Here is a 20,621-nt window from a genome sequence, read left to right as displayed (position 1 = left end):
TAGTAAGGTTCTTGGTAGCAAGAACTTAATAAAACAAAAATTGACAAAAGACTTATTAAAAAATATTTAGGTTTCATTGTTGAAAGGGTTTATATAGTAATATCATTTTAAAAGACAAGCTACTGTTTAAAGGTATAAATTCGCGAAAACTACGCTGATATATCGAACTATAGGTATGTCCGAACATAAATTTGAAATAAAAATTGTCAGTTATTTTAAATTCGGGACCCCACATTATTTCGGGTACTATACGATAAAATTTAAAAGGGTATTTACGTTCAACACCTCTGTCACTTCTAATATTATAATAATAAACTATATCTTTCAACATAAAATCGAAGTTCAAACCTATGGCTACCGGTAAACGAACTTTGCGAGGTTTGGTGCCACGAAATTCAACAGCAAGAGGAAAACGAACAATATCCGAAAAATATTCATAAACGAAATAAAGGAAAGGATCACTGTGTACAGTGTAGGACGAATGGTAATTAATATAATAATATTCTTTCAGGTATAATGCACCGGAACTTATTCTGATCTTATCGTTTAACGGATAATATAACCTTATACCCGAAAGAAATGTGAAATGATTCTCATTGGGGCTAGAAACCATATCGCGACGAAACTGATAGGCACGTTTGAATAAATGGGTTCTAAAATTTAATCTCGCAAGGTCAATAGAATAAAAATCAAAAAACCCGTCCGAAAAAATTCCTTTTTTTTGAAAAGCTTGTAGCACTTGCATATTGGGTTCGAAAGTAGCAGCATAGCTAAATTTTTTCCACGAAAATTGCTGGGCATTAGTGCTAGTACAAATACTTAACAACAAAGCAATTGCAAATAAAAAAGGTTTATAACTATGTTTCATTTTTATAGTTGTTTAAGGGTTATATCTTCATGATTTTAATGGTTTTTATTTGTTTACCATTGCTTATTTTACAAAGTTATATCAAAAAAAATGAATTTTGCAAATATTTTCGCAGTTATTTTTTATTTTGATGTGAAAAAGTTGTTAGCTTTTGGCTCTTGGCTGTTAGCCGTTGGCTGTTACGTGTTACGTGTTGCGTGTTGCGAGTTATCCCGAAATATCGACACACTTATCAATAGCCAATGGCTAAAAGCTAACAGCCCCGAGACTTCGGGGGCTAAGGGCTATGAACTAAAGGGCATAACCATATTACTCCATGTAACGATACTGCATTTCCACGTCAAACAAAATATTCCTTATTCTGTCCAAATCAATGACGTTTAAGTCGGTTAAGTTGAGGTTGCCAATGGTTTTGCTGATATCAATATTGTAGAGTTGCAGTAATTCCGAAAGGTATATTGTGTCGGAGCTGTCGTCTTGAATTTGATTTTTTTTCAGATACTGCAATATTCTGAGTCCGTCGATTTTTTGGTAGCAGGCTTTAACGAAAGTGTTTGTGTCTTTACAGTTGTTTCTTAGTTTTTCCCAAGGCAAATTTCCGAATGTTTCTATCAAAAAGTCGTCGATGGGAGTAGCAACATCGCCGAAAAAAAGTTTTTCAAACAAGTTAAACGTCTTTCCAATGTCGTCGAATAGACTAATGGGATAAATGGGATAACTACTCCAATCGCCTTTGTTTCCTTTAATTAGAGCAGGACCTGTACCGAAAAACACTCTATCTGAAAATCGTGTAGCAGGAAATACCATTTTGCTGTTGTAATTGCTGATTTTTCCGCTTTTTACCATACTTTGCAAGAAATAAAAATCTTCGCCGCTTTTTTTGGGAGCCATGCCGCCAATTTTGTTGTATGCCCACACAGGAGTTGCAATCGCCGAGCCCAATGCAGTAAAACTAAACGGATTTTCTATTCGGTACATGTTTATCAAATAAGCTCTCATGTATATTTCGTAACGTAGCAGGGCTTTGTTTAAATTTTCGTCTTCCGACAGAATATGATAATACGGCACTGATATTGCCATAATATCGGGGTTTTGGCTTATGTTTTCTGCAATTGATTTAAAATAATCTTTACAAAAAACAGTATCGGCATCTAAACACAGTATTATATCGTGTTTTTCGGCAATGCTTGCAATATAGTCCATTGTAACTTTACGAGCCATGCCAACTCCGATTTTATTGTTTTTCCAACCTTTACCTTGCGACGAATAATCCAAAACACTTATCCTATCGTCGTTTAACGATTTAAGGTAATTTATAGCCGATTGATTATTGTGGCAAATGTGTTTTTTATGTTCGTCAGTCCAAAAAACATCTGGTTGGTTAACGCAGCAAATCAGCTTAAAATCTTGTTCCGACTGAGACAGCACGCAGTTTATAGTGCGACTTAAATGTGGCATCTCATTATAAACAGGTAGTGCTACGTAAATCATAATTTATTCGTCGTTTAAGGAACGTTGCATTTGTCGCATTTTGCGTAAGAAAGTCGCTTTTTTATCGGCTGTACCGATAATAAACTGATATGTAGCTTCGCCTCTTTTAGCAACTCTCCGTTCTTTGGCTTTAAGGTCAACTAATTCATCGTTGAAATTGGAATTATCGGAAATTGCTTGCAAAATGTTGTTGGCGTAGTTGAAATAGTACCATCTGTTGTTTTCGAGCATAAAGTAAATAGTAATAACGTCGCCTGAGCGGCGTTTTTGCATTTCAATGTAGCCGGGAACGTATTTCATAACCGTATTATTTCCGATATTATTCACACCCATAGGACCCCAGCATACGAATGTTCTGCTATCGGGGATATATTCCAAATTTACATCGTACAATACAATTGAATGATTTAATTCGGCAGGAAATTTTTGTGCCTTTCCGTATATGGAAATTTCTTCCAAGTATTTGCTTGCAGCCTTATTTCCCATTAGGGTTCTTAGGGTTCTGATATAGTTGGGATTGCCGGCGTCAATGTGTTGCAACACGTTGTTATTTATATCATCGCTAAGAACTTTAAGAGCTTCGTCGGGGAAATGAAAATCAAATACCATAGCCGTGTTTATTATTGTCGAATCGTTGGCTGTAAAGAATTTGATATTACCGATGTTTCTCAGACGGAATTGTCCCAACTCACTTGTTAAATTAATTTCGCCATCTCCGTTCAAAAAGCATCTTATGGTATTGAGTTTTGCAATGTTTCCGGGCTGTTCGCCATTATTTAATACCGATGTATCGGCAATTTGATATTCGGAAGTGTAAAAGTTGTAATTCAAAAACCCTTTAGCCGAAAAAATATCGGGGTCGCTGACGTTTTCGGTAGGTTCTAAAAATCCGAACATAGGTTTATGCTCTGTTAGCGAGTAGTAAATACTTGTGCGTAACTTTTGATTATTAACGTTTTTGGGATCGGAAGGAAGAACAATTTTTACATTCTGCGGATGCAACTTTTGATTTATTTTTACCCAATTTGTTTCCTTGTTGTCGTAACAAGAGTTAACTATTGAAAAAGCACCATCTAACGTCAAGCTGTCGGAATTTGCCTGCAAGGTGATGTTACCCAAGTAATTGAATTTATAATTTAAACTAAAGTTGTCCGTTTCTTCAAGGTGTGCGTATGCGGTAGAAACGTTTTTAACGGGCTTAATCGAATCTAATTTGAGAGTATACGAATCTCCGTTTGCGGGCTTGTAGTCGTAAAAGGCTTGAGCTTTGTAATAGCTTCGTGAGCTTATATCAACATTTGCATTATAAAAATAATATCTCTGATTGACTATATCGGTTAGTATTTCGGCATTAACAAGCGTTTCAATTTTTCCGGTACTATCTATATTCATTTTAGCTTGATGCGGGAAAATAGCTGCATCGGCGACTTTAATAATTCTTACGTCCGATACTTGCAAGTTGTTTCTGTTCAAATCGTACAGAGCATTAAGTGCGTAAAACTGCAGCTTGCCACGTTTGTGTGAGGTGGAGAAGTATATTTCGTTGCCCGGGTCGAAATTAATAAGTTGCTGTTTTGTTAGGTTGTAGTACTCTTGTTCGGACATATGAGGTTTATTTATCAACGAGAGTTTATTTTCGTCCATCAGCCAATCAAATTCATTTACAACGCAATTGTAATTAATTTTTGGAAATTCCATCAACGCACCTTTACCTGTAGCGATAAAGTGTCCTATTCGAGAATCGAAGTCTATGTTTGTTTTAAATATGTGAACTCTAAGAGCATCAGATTTATCGTCGGGCGATAAAAGTTTAAAATCGGCTGTATCAGAGACAAAGCTATTGGCTTTGAAGGTATATTTATTTGAAACAACTTCGGCGTGCTCGAATGAGAATTTGCCTTTTCCGAATAAACCTTGCGGACTTACGTTAAGAATACCGTCTAATTTTGCGTTATTGTCGAACATGCTGAAACCGCCTTCCTGGTTGCTGCTGACTTCCATCATGTTGTTTTCGGTATCCCACCTAAGTCTTGCACTTTTTGATACTGCGTCGGGAAACTCGACATCGGCAACATATTTCGCCAAATTGTAATTTTCAACATTAGCTACCACCTGCTTTGGTGTGAACAAAAAGTCGTTGGATTTGTTATTCGACGTTAAATAATTTAACTGCCCTTTACCTATAAGACCTTTATTGCTGAGCAATAGCGTGTCGGAATATGTACCTATGCCTTTATAAACGGGCAATCCTGGCTCTTCAATAACGTGCAAAAATCCGAGAGAGTAGTCTTTTTGAATCTTCAAGTCTTCTTCTATAGGAGGAAAAATATCAGCCGAAACCAAACGTCCTTTAAACATAACATCGGGAGTTGGGATTGTGTTTATACTATCCATTTCGAAAGGATAAACCTGAAAATAAAAATTATCTTTTTTGTATGCACCGCCGACAATATCGCTACGATCGAAAAACACATACGATGTATCTTTACTTACAAGCAAAGGATAATTCTGGAACATTTTTCTGCCGGATTTACTGTCGGGATTGTCGATATACAGGTCGGCATTCAAATCGACCAAATGATTTTTTACAGGCACAAAATTTCTATTTCCGAAAACATCGGGCTCCCATTCCAAAGCTATCATTGATATTTTGGTTATTTCAGGCATATTTATCATAAACTTGTCGTAATCGAAAGATGCCTGTTCGGTTTCTATATCGAATAAGCCGGCATGAACTCGACCGGAAAAGATGAAATTTCTGTTTTTCTGAACGGTAATGCTTTTATTGCGAGGAACAACGTAAACGTATTGCAAATCGCTCAGCATAATATCGGAAACGCCTTCAATATCCAAGTTAAAGTTATTTAAGTTTAAGAAGGCATTGGTTTTATCGCCCAAAACCGACGTAAAACTGATAATGTCGCTGTCTTTAGCACCTTTTTGTGCAGCCAAAAATTCAATCAAACGAGGTTTTACTTGGACGGTTCTATTTTGCAAATCATAATCGATAAAACCTTTATTGGCAAGTATTATAAGTTGTCGGTTTATTTGTTCTTTCGGCTTTTTAGCCCACTCGGTAAAATCTTCTAAGGTAAAGTTTCGTGAGTGTATTTTTCGAGAGTACAAGGAGACTAATTCTACGGGATTAACATCGTCAATTCCTTGAAGAGCTTCGTATTCTTTTTGCGAAAAAAAATCGGTTGAAAAAAAGCCGACTATGCTTTCGCTTCTTATTCCTCTAATGCTCTCGAATGAAATACGGTTTTGATTACGATGCCAATATATTGCATCGGAAAATATATCCAATTTGTGATAAGTGTCAAAAAACGGAGCCAATCCTAAGCCGATATCGTTCCGCTGAAGGACTAATAAGTTTTGCACGTAATCGTAGCGTGTAATTACTTCGGGGTGATAAATGGAATCTTCGGCTATGCTTATGTTTAATCTTCCTTTGTCGGTAATAAATCTGCTTGGATAAATTAAAAAATGATCAGCTTGTATGTTTATAAACTCTTCATTGTTTCTAAAAAAAACAACTTTAGCCAAATCGTTATTTATTGAATTTCCGATAACTCTGTTTCCTTCAACGCTGAACCCGCCGCTATATTCGATGTTTGGAAATATTTTGATGAACACTTTCTGGTTGTCGTACATGTAAAAGCGTGGATACGTTGAAATGATTTTATCGGCATCAACAACGGCTTTGTCGGTAATTTTACCAAGGAGTTTGCTCTTTTTGAAATATCCTTTGTGGCAATATTCAACGTTTTCGGCGGTAAATTCGGTCAATTTCAGATTTATTTCGTACGTTTTCAAATTTGCATAAACCGTATCGGGATGGTAAAAAAACCTTTCCCAATTTAGTTTCCCGCCTTTTCCTTTCCATTGCAGCGATAGAGGGTAATAAACGCCCGAAGTCTTGTATATGTTGGAGCTGTCGTTTCGCACAACGCAAGAAAGGTCGGTTTCGGGAAAGATTATACACGGAATAGAGTCGAAACCGAACCTATAAGTGTAGTTTTTTATTTTCCACTCTTCGGTATTTGTCCGCTGTAGCGATTTGTACTGTACAAAGGTTTCTATCTGAGTTAGATAGTTTAAAAGATTTATATTTCTGTTTTCGTTGTTTAAGTAAAAGTTGACGCCTTTATGAAAGAAAATTTGGTCGTTTTCGGGTTGATTTTGATGCGCAAACATTTGAATAATGTTCAGATATTTGACGAAATACGGATAAGGATACAATTTGTACTCATCAAAGCTCAAACAATATTGATAAACTAAGGCTTTTATATTTTTAGGAATCATTTCCGACATCCAAGCGTATTCAAAATCTTTAAAAACCTGACGTGTTTCTTTTTCTTGCGTTTTGCTGACTTGCGTCATATAAGCTTGAAGTTCGCTTAAAAACATAGTAGTATCATTGCTGAACTTAATTTGCTCCTGAGCGAACAAATTAAATTTCAGTGCAAATAAAAAGAATAAAGAAACGGCTATGATTTTTTTCATACGCAGAATGTTAAACAAACGCTTATTTGTTTGTGTGAAAATGAGCTGCTACCCAATTATCTTTTTCTTTATAGTTTATAAAACTAAGATTCACTGTTTTGGCTTTCTCAATCAAATCGTCCAAGTCTTGAAGGTAAAAGCCGCTGAGAAATATATGTCCGTTTTTATTTAAGCAATTGGCGTAGGTTGGCAAGTCGTTTAGCAATATGTTTTTGTTGATATTGGCAAAAATGTAATCAAACTTTTCGTTGCCAAGAATACTAGCATTACCCAAAAATGTTTTTATATGTTCGCAATTGTTGGCTTTAACGTTTTCTTTCACATTTTCAAAAGCCCATGTGTCGTTATCTACAGCCCAAATGGTTTCGGCATTTTTCATAGCAGCAAGTATAGCCAAAACGCCTGTTCCGCAACCCATATCCAAAACAGAAAGATTTGTAAAATCTTCAATTTCCAAAATGTATTTCATCATCAATAGAGTGGTTGCGTGATGCGCAGTGCCGAACGACATTTTAGGCATAATTTTGATGTCAAACTCCACTTCAGGTAAATTTGTGTGGAATGGAGCTCTCACAATACAATTATCCGAAACAATCACGGGCTCGTACGAACTTTCCCATATTTGGTTCCAATTTTTGTCTTCCAACTGTTTTACTTCAACATTTTTTATCCAATTACTGTACGGCTCGTTTTTTAGTTTCTCAAGCGTGTCAGCAACAGAAAAATCGGTGCTTATGTACGCCAAAATATTGTTGTCGTCGGTAAATTGGAAACTGTCAAAATCGTCGTACATCAGATATGCCGAAACTATTTCGGCAATTTCCGATGTATTTGTGTGCAATTCTATAACAAACTCGTTATACTTCATTGCTTATCAGAATGAATTAACAATTTTAACAAAATCTTCAGCTACAAGCGAAGCCCCACCAATAAGTCCGCCGTCTATATCTTTGCAAGCAAACAGCTCTTTAGCATTTTTGGCATTGCAGCTGCCGCCATACAAAATTGTGATATTGTCGGATACTTTTTGTGTAAACTTATCTTTTATGGTATTTCTGATAAATTCGTGCATTTCTTGAGCTTGTTCGGGAGTTGCGGTTTTGCCTGTGCCAATAGCCCAAACGGGTTCGTAGGCAATGATAACACTCGAAATCTTGTCGCTTTCAAGGTCAAACAGGGCTTCTTTTATCTGCGATTTAACAACTTCAAAATGTTTTCCGCTTTCTCTGTCTTCTAATTTTTCGCCACAGCAGAAAATAGGTGTAATATCGTTGCTGATGAGTTGTTTTACTTTTTCTGCAATAACCTGATTGGTTTCGTTAAAATACTGTCTGCGTTCGGAGTGCCCGACAATGCAGTACGAAACGTCCATTTTGTGCAACATTCCTGCAGATATTTCGCCTGTGTATGCTCCTTTTTCAAAATTAGAAACGTTTTGAGCTCCTATAGCAAAATCGTTTTCGGCGGCGATATCGGTTGCCATTTCTAAATAAAGATATGGAGGACATATTACGACTTCAGCCTTGCTCTTGTTGTTTTGCAACTCTTCCGATATGTCAAACAGAAGTTCTTCAGCTTCCGAAAATGATTTGTTCATTTTCCAGTTTCCGGCTACTAATTTTATTCTCATAATGCGTATATTATTTGTTTAACCATTTTTTATTTAATTCGTCGTAATCGGGAAAATCTCTGTAACTCCACTTCTTAATAACCACACCTTCTTTCAGCAACATAAATCCAGGGTTCGACCTTACCATTGTTTTTAAGATTATATCGTCGGATATGTAGTAATCTAGGAATATGCCGTTTTCGTTGGCAAACCTGTTAATATTATCGTTTTCCTGACTAGTTAAAAATGCAATTGACAAGGTATCGCAATTGTGTGCTTTTTCAAGTTTTTGTATTTTCTTAATAGCCTTTGGAGTTATGTCAGATAAGTTATAACTTGTAATAATGAGCTGGTAGTCAGGATTTTGGATAATGTCGTTGGTTACTATATTTCCTATAGTATCTTGAATAATTAGAGATTTTCCATGATAATCGTTAGGGTCGTAGGTTCTTTGAGAAACAAACTCCCATCGCTCAATCCAAACACTATCGTTATAAGGAAAGTCGGGAAGTAGGTATTCCTTTGTTTCAAGGGTTTCCTTGTTTTGGTAAGTAACGTAGTATTCGATAGGTTGAGGATTTTCGTTATAAAGTTTGTTTCCAACTTTCCATTCCAAAAAATCAACAACAGGAAGATGTTTGTAGCTGTATGTAGAAAAACCTATAAACAGAATAAACACGATAATTGAAATTAGCGATTGTACAAACTTGTGCGGTACGCCGACAAATCTTTTTCTACAAATAAATACGAAAACAGCAAGGACAATAAGGACAACATTTTTGTAAAAAGTTTGCCAGTTGGTAAGTATAATAGCTTCGCCAAAGCAACCGCAATCCGGTACTGGCTCGTATATTGCGTCGTATAATGTCAGTCCGGTAAAAAATATCATCATTAAAAATAGTATCCACGCTGATATTCTTGTTTGCAGATTGAAGAAAAGCATGAACCCAACGGTAAATTCGACTGCACAAAGTAAAATAGCAAGGCTAAGAGCCAAAGGAATTAAGAAATCGAAATTATATGCAACCAAGTAATCTTGTATTTTGTATGCAGTACCCATAGGGTCGACACCCTTTACGAATCCCGAAAACATAAATACTGCACCGGTGATTATTCGACTGACTTGAGCAATAATTTTAAATATTTTTTCCTTACGAGTTTTTTCTTTCATAATTAGTATTTAGTTTTTATTTTTTATTTTCGGAGATTCTTATTATTGCAAAGATAGCATAATTAATAATATCTTCTAAGTTCGACTCTATGCCTTCCGACACGGAAGTTTCGCCTTTGTTATCTTCAATGCTTTGTATTCTTAGCAGCTTTACGTGTATAAAATCAATTATCGATGATATTCGCATAGCTCGCCACGCATCGTCGTAGTCGTGGTTTTTGTCACTTAGCAGTTCTATAGCCTTTTTTATTTTTTTATCATAAAGTTTTAAAACTCTATCTGTTTCAATATTATCGCTCTCATCCCAATTGTTTTCCAAAAGAATAAGACCTATAACCGAATAGTTGACAATTCCCATCAATTCCGACTTTGTGTCGTCGTCAACTTTCTGAACACCTTTAATTTCAATGTTTTTCAGGCGTCTGACTTTATTGAGAATTTGGTCGGTAACGGATTCGGGACGAAGTACACGCCACGAAACGCCATAGTCCAACATTTTTTTCTCAAAAATGTAGCGACATTCCTGTATTATAGGCTCAAATTCTGCGTTAAGTTTGTTTGCTTTTACGTCATTTATATTACTTTTGTCCTGCTTCATAATAAAAAATACGGTTTAATAAAATGAATAATTCAGTTGATAAAAGTACAACTTTTCCTACAAAACAAATCATATGTCCTAACAAAACTTTAAAATTAGACAGGGTTTTGGTTATGGGTATATTAAATATGACGCCTGATTCGTTCTTCGATGGCGGTTCTTACGATACTGTTTCGAAGCAATGCCTTAGGGCAGAAAAAATGCTTAACGAGGGCGCCGATATTATTGATATTGGAGCTATATCGACTCGCCCGGGCTCAAAGGCTGTAAGTCTTGACGAAGAATTGGAACGTATAATACCCGGTCTCGAAGTTTTGGTTGAAAAGTTTCCGGATACGGTTTTTTCTATTGATACTTACAGAGGTAAAGTTGTTGAGGAAACTGCGGCTATTGGCGCAGGTATGATTAATGATATTTCGAGCGGAACTATTGATGATACAATGTTTGATGCAGTTGCTAAAAGTAAGCTACCCTACATTATGCAGCACATTAAGGGAACGCCCGAAAACATGCAAAACGACCCAAAGTACGACGATATAACATCTGAAATTATTGAATTTTACGAACAAAAAATACCCGAATTAAACAAAATAGGGATTGAGCAAATTATTGTTGACCCGGGTTTTGGGTTTGGCAAAACCATTGAGCACAACTATACTTTGCTCCGCGAACTTAAAAATTTTGAAAAACTTAATTTGCCTATTTTGGTTGGTGTTTCAAGAAAATCGATGATATACAATTTGTTGAATATTACGCCGCAAGAATCTTTGAACGGTACTTGTATGATAAACTTATTGGCAATACTCAATGGAGCCGATATTGTTAGGGTTCACGATGTAAAAGAAGCAGTTCATACAATAAAAATTGCTCAAAATTATTTGGGCGTAGCATTATAGTTATGATATTTAATTTACCTTTGTACAACAATTTGCACAACTATGGGATTACTATTTATTAAATTTACATTTATTGATGCTTTAGATATACTGCTTGTAACTCTTTTGTTGTTTTCAATTTATAGGCTACTGCGAGGTACTGTTGCAATAAACATTATTATAGGCGTATTTTTAATTTTTGTTATTTGGCAAGTTGTTAAGATGTTGGGCATGGATATGCTAAGCTCTTTGTTTGGAGCATTTGTGTCAGCCGGATTACTTGCTCTTATAGTGGTTTTTCAGCCCGAAATCAGGAAATTCCTTTTAACATTGGGGTCAAGAGGTATTATATCTAAAAAATATTTCAAATCTTTTTTGGGAAGAATGAGCAATACCGAAAGATCTACCCAAACTATTGATATTATTGTTCAGGCTTGTAACAAGCTTTCAAATTCGCTTACCGGAGCCTTAATAGTTATTTGCGACAAAAACGGGCTTGAAGAGTATATAGAAACAGGCACAAAGTTAGAAGCCATTGCTTCTACCGAATTAATAGAAAGCATATTCTTTAAAAACAATCCATTGCACGACGGTGCAGTTATAATTGATAAAGACCAAATAGTTGCCGCTAGATGTATTTTACCGGTATCGAGCAGTACCGATATTCCGCAAGAGTTAGGATTACGACATAGGTCTGCTTTGGGAATAACCGAAAAAACAGATGCTTTCTCTGTTGTAGTTTCGGAGCAAACAGGCTTTATATCATTTTTCTACGACGGTAAAATTTTCCACAACATTAAGGCTTCGGGATTGAAATCGATGCTTACCGAAAAGATGATTCGCAACTAGCTTTTAGCCGTTAGCTCTTGGCTCTTGGCTGGGTATATTCATTAGCCAAAGGCTAACAGCTAATGGCTAACGGCAACTAACTAAACCCTAATATCTGTAGTGTTCAGCCTTAAAAGGACCATTAACAGGAACACCAATATAGTCGGCTTGTTCTTGTGTTAGTTTAGTTAGTTTAACGCCAATTTTTTCCAAGTGTAAGCGTGCAACTTCTTCGTCTAAGTGTTTGGGCAAGCGATAAACATCAATTTCGTAGTTGTTTTTCCACAATTCAATTTGTGCAAGGGTTTGATTTGTAAACGAGTTGCTCATTACAAACGATGGGTGTCCGGTGGCACAGCCCAAGTTTACCAATCTGCCTTCGGCAAGAATAAATATGGCTCTTCCGTCTGTAAAGGTGTATTTATCGACTTGCGGTTTTATTTCGGTTTTAACAACGTCTTCAGCTTTATTTATTCTATCTACCTGAATTTCGTTATCAAAGTGTCCGATATTACAAACTATAGATTGATCAAGCATTTTAGTCATGTGTTCGTATGTAATAACGTCTTTGTTTCCGGTAGTTGTAACAAAAATGTTTCCTTCTTTTAGGGCTTCTTCCATAGTTGTAACTTCAAAACCTTCCATAGCAGCCTGCAAAGCACAAATTGGGTCAATTTCGGTAACAATAACTCTTGCTCCGTACGATTTCATCGATTTTGCACAACCTTTTCCAACATCTCCGTATCCTAACACAACAACAACTTTGCCTGCAAGCATAACATCGGTTGCTCTTTTAATACCGTCGGCTAAGGATTCGCGACAACCGTACAAGTTGTCAAATTTTGATTTTGTAACCGAATCGTTAACATTAATGGCTGGCACTAAAAGTTGTCCGGCATCTTTCATCTGATAAAGGCGATGTACTCCGGTTGTAGTTTCTTCCGAAACACCTTTCCATTGTGCAACCATATCATGCCATTTGTTTTTATCTTCCTTATAAACCGAGTTTAACAAATCAATTATGGCAATTTCGTCGGCTGAGTTGCCTTTTTCGTTAAGTTTATGCGGGTTGTTTTCAATATCATATCCTTTGTGGATTAGGAGCGTAGCGTCGCCACCGTCGTCAACAACAAGATTAGGACCTTTGTTTCCCGGGAATGAAAGAGCTTGCAGAGTACACCACCAATACTCTTCAATTGTTTCGCCTTTCCAGGCAAACACAGGTATTCCGGCAGCAGCAATAGCTGCAGCAGCGTGGTCTTGTGTTGAAAAAATATTGCAACTAGCCCAACGTACATCTGCACCTAACTCTACCAATGTTTCAATAAGTACGGCAGTTTGTATGGTCATGTGTAAAGAACCCATTATTCTGGCACCTTTAAGAGGTTTTTCTTTTCCGTATTTTTCGCGTAAACTCATTAAGCCGGGCATTTCCTTTTCGGCTATTTCAATTTCTCTTCTACCCCAAGGAGCTAAGTTTATATCTTTTATTTTGTATTTCATAGTAAGAAACTTAAAAACATTTGTAATATCACTAAATTATGCTGCAAAGTTAATTTTTTTCTAAAATTTATGCTATTTCTACCGTGAATTATTACCTTTGTTTTGTGGAAATTGTTTATTTTTGAACAAAATAACTTTATAAATTGAAATATAAAAAGACTATTTGTTAGTTACGAAACGAATGTGCAAACCAATACCAAGCTAGTAAAAGCATGCAAGTTTCGTACGACTTAAAACTGAAAAAACACTTAGATATGAAAAATATTATAGTTGGAACGGATTTTTCTTTGGGTTCGGAAAAGGCATTATCGTTTGGTGTTATGTTGGCAAACAATACCAAAGCCGATTTGACTTTGTTGTGGGTAGATGACAGCTCATCGGAGCTTGCCACTGTCGAATATCAAGAAGTTAGGAAAGAAGGGCAAGAAGAAATCGATAAATTGATAAAAAAGTATGAGCCTTTATTGAAAACAGGTGGTAATATCAATGCAAAAATACGTAAGGGGAAAACATATAGAGAATTGACCGACTGTGCCGAGCAAACTCCCGAATCGGTTTTAGTTATGGGAACACACGGAGTTACAGGTTTTCAAAAATACTGGATTGGAACAAATGCTTTTAGAGTTATTGCTACTGCCAACGTTCCGGTTATAACCGTTAGAGCCAGCCATAATGCCGGTAAAAATATAAAACGCATTATTTTGCCTGTCGACCATACTTCGGTTACTTTGAATAAAGTTGAAAAAGCTACCGAACTCGCTGCCATGCTAAATGCCGATATTTGTCTGTTAGGTATAAACGAAAGCGGACTACGTAGTGTTCAAAAGTTTGTTGATGTCAACTTAAATAAAGTTGCCAATATTTTGGCTAAAAAAGATATTAGCCACATAGTTGAACAAATAAACTCACATAACATTGGGCAGGCTATTATTGAGCATACAAATAGTTTGCAAGCCGACCTGCTTATAGTTACGGTTGAATTACAACAAAAAACCCGAAACGGTATGCCAAGCGCTTTGATGCAGCAACTTGTAAACTTTTCGCCTGTACCTGTTTTAAGTATTCATCCTAATATGTAATAATAATGTTTGCTAATAAGAATATTTGTTTGTTGATTATTTTAATTGTGTGTCGATTCTATCCATTGGTAGGTCAGAGCAACACTAATGCCGGTTATGTTGAAATAATCTCAAATAAATCGATTCAAAAAATTGAGCAAAATTATAAGGAATTGAATCTGACAAATCCTACCGATATGGGATTTCGTCTGCAAATATATTCCGAAGCAGGAGCCAATTCTAAAAATAGCGCCTTAAACATTATTAATCAGTTCAGGCAAAGTTACGCTGTCAAGACTTATTTGGTGTACCAACAACCATATTATAAAGTTTTGGTAGGTGATTTTAGAAACAGAATAGAAGCCGAAAAAGTAAAAAATGAAATAAACTCCGATTATCCTAATGCGTTTGTTATAACCGATGAAATTAACTTGTATTAGAATGATAATCAGTAAGATATAGAATATCAATACAAATAATAATAAAAAACTAATGTTATGGAAAATATTTTAGCTGCAGTAGATTTTTCAAGTTGTTCTATAAATGCGTTAGAACACGCCGTTTCGATAGCCGAAAAGGGCGACTTAAATTTATATATGATTTGGGTCAACAACCCAAGTGTTACCAAAACCACTATACATTCGTCATCATCAAAAGAATTGATAGAGGAAGTTGAAAAACAGTTTAAGCATTTAATAGATAAATACAAGCCTGTTTTGAAAAACTCAAAAATCGATTATTTGATAAGAGAAGGCAAAATGTATAAGGAAGTTATTGGTACGGCTGAAGAATTAGAAGCTGTCTGTATAGTTTTGGGAACACACGGTTCGTCAGGATTTGAGCAGTTTTGGATTGGCAGCAATGCTATGAAAGTTATTTCTTTAGCTCAATGTCCGGTTATTACGCTTAGAGCTGGAATTGCACCTACTGTCGATTTGAAAAGAATAGTTATGCCTATTGATGGTTCGCTAGAAACACGCCAAAAAGTTCCTTTTACTGTTTATCTTGCCGAAATTTTTGATGCCGAAATTTACGTTTTAGGCGTTTATACTTCCAAGTATAAATCGATGATGCGTAAGGTTGACGACTATGTTAAGCAAGTTGTAAAATATATTGAAAATAGCGACGTTTCAGTACACGTCGAAAGTATGAAAGTTGATAATACCACAACATCAATTATAGATTATGCTAAAAAAGTAGATGCAAACCTTATAAGCATTATGACCGAAAAAGATCCGTCGCCTTTTAATATGCTTACCGGACCGCAGGCTCAACAAATGATAAACCACTCGCCATATCCGGTACTTACTTTTAACTCTGTTGAATTGATGAGAACAGGCGTTAGAGGATAGTTGTATAGTTCTGAGTTCTGAGTCGGGAGTTCTGAGTTAGGAGTCTTTAACTCAGAATCAGTAGTTTGGATACTAGAAACTCATAACTAAAAGCCTTCCTACATCCTTACATTTTCGTCGTTTCTGAAAGCTCAGCGACCTAAAATGTCGAACTACTCAGAACTCGAAACTCGGAACTCGAAACTAACCCACCGACCACTCACCACCAACCACTTTCTTACATTCTATTCAAACAATTCAAATCACTGAAAGCTACTTTTAGTCTTTCAATCATCGATAATTGTCCTTTGTGTAGCCATGTACGTGGGTCGTAGTATTTTTTGTTAGGTTTATCGTCGCCTTCCGGATTACCTATTTGACCTTGCAAGTAGCCCTGTTTTTCGTTGTAAAAATCTAAAACACCTTTCCAAGTAGCCCATTGCGTGTCGGTATCGATGTTCATTTTTATAACTCCGTACGAAATTGCTTCTTCAATATCTTTGGGGTCGGAACCGCTACCACCGTGGAATACAAAGTCTATAGGGTTGTTTTCCGAAATATTGAATTTTTGTTTAACAAATTCTTGCGAATTTTTTAAGATAATTGGTTCTAGCTTAACGTTTCCGGGTTTATAAACGCCGTGTACGTTTCCGAATGAAGCCGCAATAGTAAATCTATTACTTACCTTCGATAATTCTTCGTAAGCATAAGCTACTTCTTTGGGCTGTGTATATAATCTGGCACTATCAACGCCTGTATTATCAACACCATCTTCTTCTCCGCCTGTAATACCGAGTTCAATTTCGAGGGTCATACCTATTTTGCTCATGCGTTCTAAGTATCTTTTACAAATTTCGATATTTTCGTGCAAAGGTTCTTCCGAAAGGTCGAGCATGTGGCTACTGAAAAGAGGTTTGCCAACTTTGCTGTAATATTTTTCACCTGCATCTAACAAACCGTCAATCCATGGAAGAAGTTTTTTTGCAGCGTGGTCGGTGTGAACAATAACCGGAACACCATATATTTCAGCCATGGCGTGAATATGACTAGCGCCTGAAATAGCACCGGCTATAGATGCTTGTTGCTTATCGTTGGGTAAAAATTTTCCGGCAAAAAACTGTGCACCGCCGTTTGAAAATTGAATAATAACCGGCGAATTAACTTCCTTTGCAGCTTGCAATACCGAATTTATCGAATCGGTTCCGATAACGTTTACTGCAGGAAATGCATAGTTATTTTCTTTTGCGATACTAAAAATCTTTTGTATATCGTCGCCCGTAACAACTCCGGGAGCTATTGTGTAGTTTTTGTTTTGTTGCATAATTTTATAGGTTTTAATAGATGAATATATTATGTGCAAATATAGCTATTTATTACAAATAATCAATCATAACTGTTCGATGAATATTTTTAATCACAAAGTTGCTATTAGTTTAGTGATGGGTGATGAGTGATGGGTGATGGGTGTGGTGCAGTAAGTTTCGAGTTGCGACACTCATCACTCACCACCGACCACCGACCACCGACCACCAACCACCACTCACCGCGAAGCGACGCCTTTTTTAAGTTTATCTGATTGCAATGAAAAAATATTGTATTTTCTAATAATCCTGAAAATTAACCAAACTTTGTATTTTTGCAAAAACGCAAAAAAATGACTAATAAAAAAAACATAACACCTTTATTGATGCTTTTTGTTCTTCTTTTGGGCATCTTACTTGGTTTCAGAATAAGCGACAAGTACAGCTTTGCATTCCAAAACAAAGACGAGAAGATTGATATTAAAAGTTTGATAAAATATATTAACGAGAACTATGTTGATAGTGTCGACACAGACGACTTACACACCAAAGCCATAAATGGCATGCTTTCCAGCCTTGATCCGCATTCCATTTACATACCCGCCGAAGATTTTAACAACACAAATGCAGAACTATTGGGAAACTTTGAAGGAATTGGAATTCAGTTTCGAATAGAACACGACACTGTTATGGTAATAAGTACAATTGTAGGCGGTCCTTCGGAGAAATCAGGTTTGTTAGCCGGCGACAGAATAGTAGAGGTTGATAAAGAAAATATAGCTTCGGTTGGTATCGACAACGAAAAGGCTATGAAACTCCTTAAAGGACCTAAAAATACCGTAGTAAATGTAGGCATAGTCCGATTGGGAGTTTCCGGAATATTGTATTTCGATATTACGCGAGATGTTATTCCTACTTGGAGCATAGATGTTGCGTTTAAAGTCAATGATAGCACAGGATATATAAAAATAAGCAAGTTCAGTGCTACCACCGATGATGAACTCAAATTTGCTCTAAGTGATTTCAAATCCGAAGGGATATACAAGCTTATTTTAGACTTACGTGGAAATGCAGGCGGATACTTGGAAGAAGCGATAGCTGTTTCGGACGAGTTTTTACCTGCCGATAAATTGATTGTTTATACCAAAGGACTGCATCGTTCGCAAAAAGAAGCGTATTCCACAAGTGTAGGACTGTGGGACGATTTGCCTGTGGTTGTCCTTACCGACGAGGGCTCAGCTTCGGCATCGGAAATTGTTGCAGGAGCAATTCAAGATAACGATAGAGGCTTTATTATCGGCAGACGCACGTTTGGTAAAGGCTTGGTACAAGAGCAAATAAGTTTTAAAGACGGTTCGGCGATGCGACTTACTACTTCCAAATACTACACGCCTACCGGCAGATGCATACAAAAGCCTTACGACAAAGGCAGTGAAGACTACTACATGGAATTGATGGAAAGATATGCCGATAAAGAGACTTCCGATACTACAAAAAATAACACCGATACAGTTAAATACATAACTCCTATGGGACGAGTTTTGTACGGTGGCGGAGGTATTACACCTGATATAATTGTTCCTGCCGAAACCGTGGGTGATTATACGTTTTATGCTAAGTGCCTACGAAAAGGAACTATATTTAAATTTGCTTTTGAATACACCGACAAGAATAGAAAAGCTTTAAATAACTACTCCGATTTCGACGATTTTAATGCGAAATTCCACATAAATAATGATATATTCGGCAGTTTTATTGCGTTTGCATCAAAAGACAAAATAAAAGCTACCGAAAAAGAGATTGCTTTTTCAAAACAAAAAATATCCGATTTGCTGAAAGCCTACATTGCTCGCAATGTGTACGACGATGAAGGTTTTTATCCCATATATTTAAAAACGGATAGCACTTATTTAAAAGCGTTACAAATTTTAAACAGCAATGCTACTTTACAGAAATGAGTTACAAAGGTAAAATAGAAATAATGTCGCCGGCAGGCTCATACGAATCGCTGATGGCTGCCATACAAGGAGGAGCCGGCTCGATATACTTTGGAGCAGGAAAATTAAATATGCGTTCGCGTTCGAGTGCAAATTTTTCGCTTGACGACATTAGCAATATAGCCGATATATGCAGGCAAAACGGAGTTAAAAGCTATTTAACTCTGAATACCATTGTTTATGACAACGAGCTTGAAGAAATAAAAAGCATAATAGAAACCGCAAAGCAAAGCGGAATCAGTGCAATAATAGCATCGGATATATCGGTTATACAGTACGCACGCCAAATAGGCGTTGAAATCCACATTTCTACGCAGTGCAACATTACTAACATCGAAGCTGTTAAGTTTTACTCACAATTCGCTGATGTTATGGTTTTGGCACGCGAATTATCTATAAAACAAGTAAAAGAAATAACAACTCAAATAAAAGAACAAGACATACGAGGTCCGAAAGGCGAATTGGTTCAAATTGAGGTTTTTGTCCACGGAGCCTTGTGTATGGCTGTCAGCGGGAAATGTTATTTGAGCTTGCATAATCACAACTTGTCGGCTAACAGAGGAGCTTGTTTGCAAGATTGTCGCCGAGCATATCGCGTTTACGACAAAGATTCGGAAGTAGAATTGGAGATTGACAACGAGTACATTATGTCGCCAAAAGATTTGAAAACCGTACAGATTTTAGATAAAATTTTAGATGCGGGAGTTACTGTTCTTAAAATTGAAGGCAGAGGCAGGTCGCCGGAATATGTAAAAACAGTTACACAATGTTACAATAGAGCCGTTGAAGCGTATTTTAACGATAATTTCAACGAAGAGTTGGTAGAAGACCTGAACAAAAAACTCTCGTCGGTGTACAACAGAGGTTTTTGGGAAGGATATTACATGGGAGCTAAATTGGGAGAATGGACTGAAAGGCACGGCTCATCGGCTACTCATAAAAAAGTGTATGTCGGCAAGGTCATCAATTTTTACAATAAAATTATGGTAGCACAAATAAAAGTCGATACCTATGATGTATCTGTCAACGAAGACCTGATTGTTATTGGTCCAACAACCGGCGTTTACGAGCTACATGTTGAAAAAATGCTGAATAGCGATGATATAGAAGCCGATAAAATCAATAAAGGCGAAACGTTTACAATTAGCACATCTGAGATACTTCGTAGGAATGATGACGTTTACAAGATAGTTCTTAATCAATAACAAATTATTGTTGTTCGAATCCTATTGGCTTTTGGCTCTTGGCTTTTGGCTTTTAGCTCTTGGCTATTAGCTTTTGGCTGTTGCGGGTTGTCCCGAAGTTTCGGGTTTCGGGTTGCAGCACTTCGCTCACTGAGTGCCGAAGGCGTATCGAAGTGTCGAAGTGCTGTGGTGGTTTTAAACCTAACAGGTTTCAAAAACCTGTTAGGTTTTTTACAAACGATATTAATCCCCATTTTCGGCATTTCGGGCTTCGGCTGCTATTAGTTTTGCAAAATGAATT

At 36.6% G+C, this 20,621-nt stretch carries 16 protein-coding genes; 7 read left to right on the top strand and 9 right to left on the bottom strand.

All coding sequences use genetic code 11. From position 1 onward, the window contains the following. Positions 1-73: 73 nt before the first annotated feature. The 7 genes from PHP31_04850 to PHP31_04820 form a co-directional block, all read right to left on the bottom strand. Positions 74-868 carry a hypothetical protein gene (locus tag PHP31_04850; protein MDD3738603.1) on the bottom strand — a complete coding sequence of 265 codons (795 nt, stop codon included), beginning with the start codon at positions 866-868 and terminating at the stop codon, positions 74-76. Positions 869-1,177: 309 nt separating this feature from the next. Then, positions 1,178-2,359, bottom strand: a complete 1,182-nt coding sequence (locus PHP31_04845) for a glycosyltransferase family 2 protein (protein ID MDD3738602.1) — start codon at positions 2,357-2,359, stop codon at positions 1,178-1,180. Between the two features lie 3 nt (positions 2,360-2,362). Beyond that, on the bottom strand, positions 2,363-6,865 hold the full coding sequence (locus PHP31_04840) for a hypothetical protein (GenBank protein ID MDD3738601.1): 4,503 nt from the start codon (positions 6,863-6,865) through the stop codon (positions 2,363-2,365). A gap of 22 nt (positions 6,866-6,887) precedes the next feature. Beyond that, positions 6,888-7,733, bottom strand: coding sequence for a 50S ribosomal protein L11 methyltransferase (gene prmA / locus PHP31_04835; protein ID MDD3738600.1), 846 nt, complete (start codon positions 7,731-7,733; stop codon positions 6,888-6,890). 6 nt (positions 7,734-7,739) lie between these two features. After that, positions 7,740-8,495: a triose-phosphate isomerase gene (gene tpiA / locus PHP31_04830; GenBank protein ID MDD3738599.1), complete on the bottom strand. Its 756-nt coding sequence runs from the start codon at positions 8,493-8,495 to the stop codon at positions 7,740-7,742. Between the two features lie 10 nt (positions 8,496-8,505). Beyond that, on the bottom strand, positions 8,506-9,645 hold the full coding sequence (locus PHP31_04825) for a DoxX family protein (GenBank protein MDD3738598.1): 1,140 nt from the start codon (positions 9,643-9,645) through the stop codon (positions 8,506-8,508). Positions 9,646-9,661: 16 nt separating this feature from the next. Then, entirely contained in the window at positions 9,662-10,243 is a 582-nt protein-coding gene (locus tag PHP31_04820) for a DUF1599 domain-containing protein (protein MDD3738597.1), read from the bottom strand. A gap of 23 nt (positions 10,244-10,266) precedes the next feature. Between PHP31_04820 and folP the strand changes: the two genes are divergently transcribed. Both folP and cdaA read left to right on the top strand, forming a co-directional pair. Further along, on the top strand, positions 10,267-11,139 hold the full coding sequence (gene folP, locus PHP31_04815) for a dihydropteroate synthase (GenBank protein MDD3738596.1): 873 nt from the start codon (positions 10,267-10,269) through the stop codon (positions 11,137-11,139). 42 nt (positions 11,140-11,181) lie between these two features. Beyond that, the gene (gene cdaA, locus PHP31_04810; protein ID MDD3738595.1) at positions 11,182-11,967 is read left to right on the top strand and encodes a diadenylate cyclase CdaA; all 786 of its coding nucleotides are present in this window, start codon (positions 11,182-11,184) and stop codon (positions 11,965-11,967) included. A gap of 87 nt (positions 11,968-12,054) precedes the next feature. Here the strand turns inward: cdaA and ahcY are convergent, their stop codons facing one another. Further along, positions 12,055-13,449 (bottom strand): adenosylhomocysteinase, encoded by a 1,395-nt coding sequence (gene ahcY, locus PHP31_04805; protein MDD3738594.1) that lies wholly within the window; start codon positions 13,447-13,449, stop codon positions 12,055-12,057. A 254-nt stretch (positions 13,450-13,703) separates the two neighbouring features. Here ahcY and PHP31_04800 point away from each other — a divergent pair, with 254 nt between their 5' ends. Genes PHP31_04800 through PHP31_04790 form a run of 3 tightly spaced genes read left to right on the top strand, consistent with a single transcriptional unit; the run spans position 13,704 to position 15,859 of the window. After that, on the top strand, positions 13,704-14,528 hold the full coding sequence (locus tag PHP31_04800) for a universal stress protein (protein ID MDD3738593.1): 825 nt from the start codon (positions 13,704-13,706) through the stop codon (positions 14,526-14,528). Between the two features lie 5 nt (positions 14,529-14,533). Next, the gene (locus PHP31_04795; GenBank protein ID MDD3738592.1) at positions 14,534-14,947 is read left to right on the top strand and encodes an SPOR domain-containing protein; all 414 of its coding nucleotides are present in this window, start codon (positions 14,534-14,536) and stop codon (positions 14,945-14,947) included. Positions 14,948-15,004: 57 nt separating this feature from the next. Then, complete coding sequence (locus tag PHP31_04790) at positions 15,005-15,859, top strand: universal stress protein (GenBank protein MDD3738591.1); 855 nt, start codon at positions 15,005-15,007, stop codon at positions 15,857-15,859. 217 nt (positions 15,860-16,076) lie between these two features. On the opposite strand, the gene fbaA is transcribed toward PHP31_04790, so the two are convergent. Continuing rightward, a complete protein-coding gene (gene fbaA / locus PHP31_04785; GenBank protein MDD3738590.1) occupies positions 16,077-17,159 on the bottom strand; it encodes a class II fructose-bisphosphate aldolase in 1,083 nt (360 codons plus the stop codon). 333 nt (positions 17,160-17,492) lie between these two features. Between fbaA and PHP31_04780 the strand changes: the two genes are divergently transcribed. Together PHP31_04780 and PHP31_04775 are read left to right on the top strand one after the other, a co-directional pair. Next, on the top strand, positions 17,493-19,097 hold the full coding sequence (locus tag PHP31_04780) for a S41 family peptidase (GenBank protein ID MDD3738589.1): 1,605 nt from the start codon (positions 17,493-17,495) through the stop codon (positions 19,095-19,097). Further along, positions 19,094-20,341, top strand: coding sequence for a U32 family peptidase (locus PHP31_04775; protein MDD3738588.1), 1,248 nt, complete (start codon positions 19,094-19,096; stop codon positions 20,339-20,341). The genes PHP31_04780 and PHP31_04775 overlap by 4 nt, the downstream gene beginning before the upstream one ends. The last annotated feature ends 280 nt before the right edge of the window (positions 20,342-20,621 follow it).

It is taken from the genome of Lentimicrobiaceae bacterium (assembly GCA_028697555.1).
GTDB lineage: Bacteria > Bacteroidota > Bacteroidia > Bacteroidales > UBA4417 > UBA4417.
This window is presented reverse-complemented; position numbering and strand designations above follow the sequence as displayed.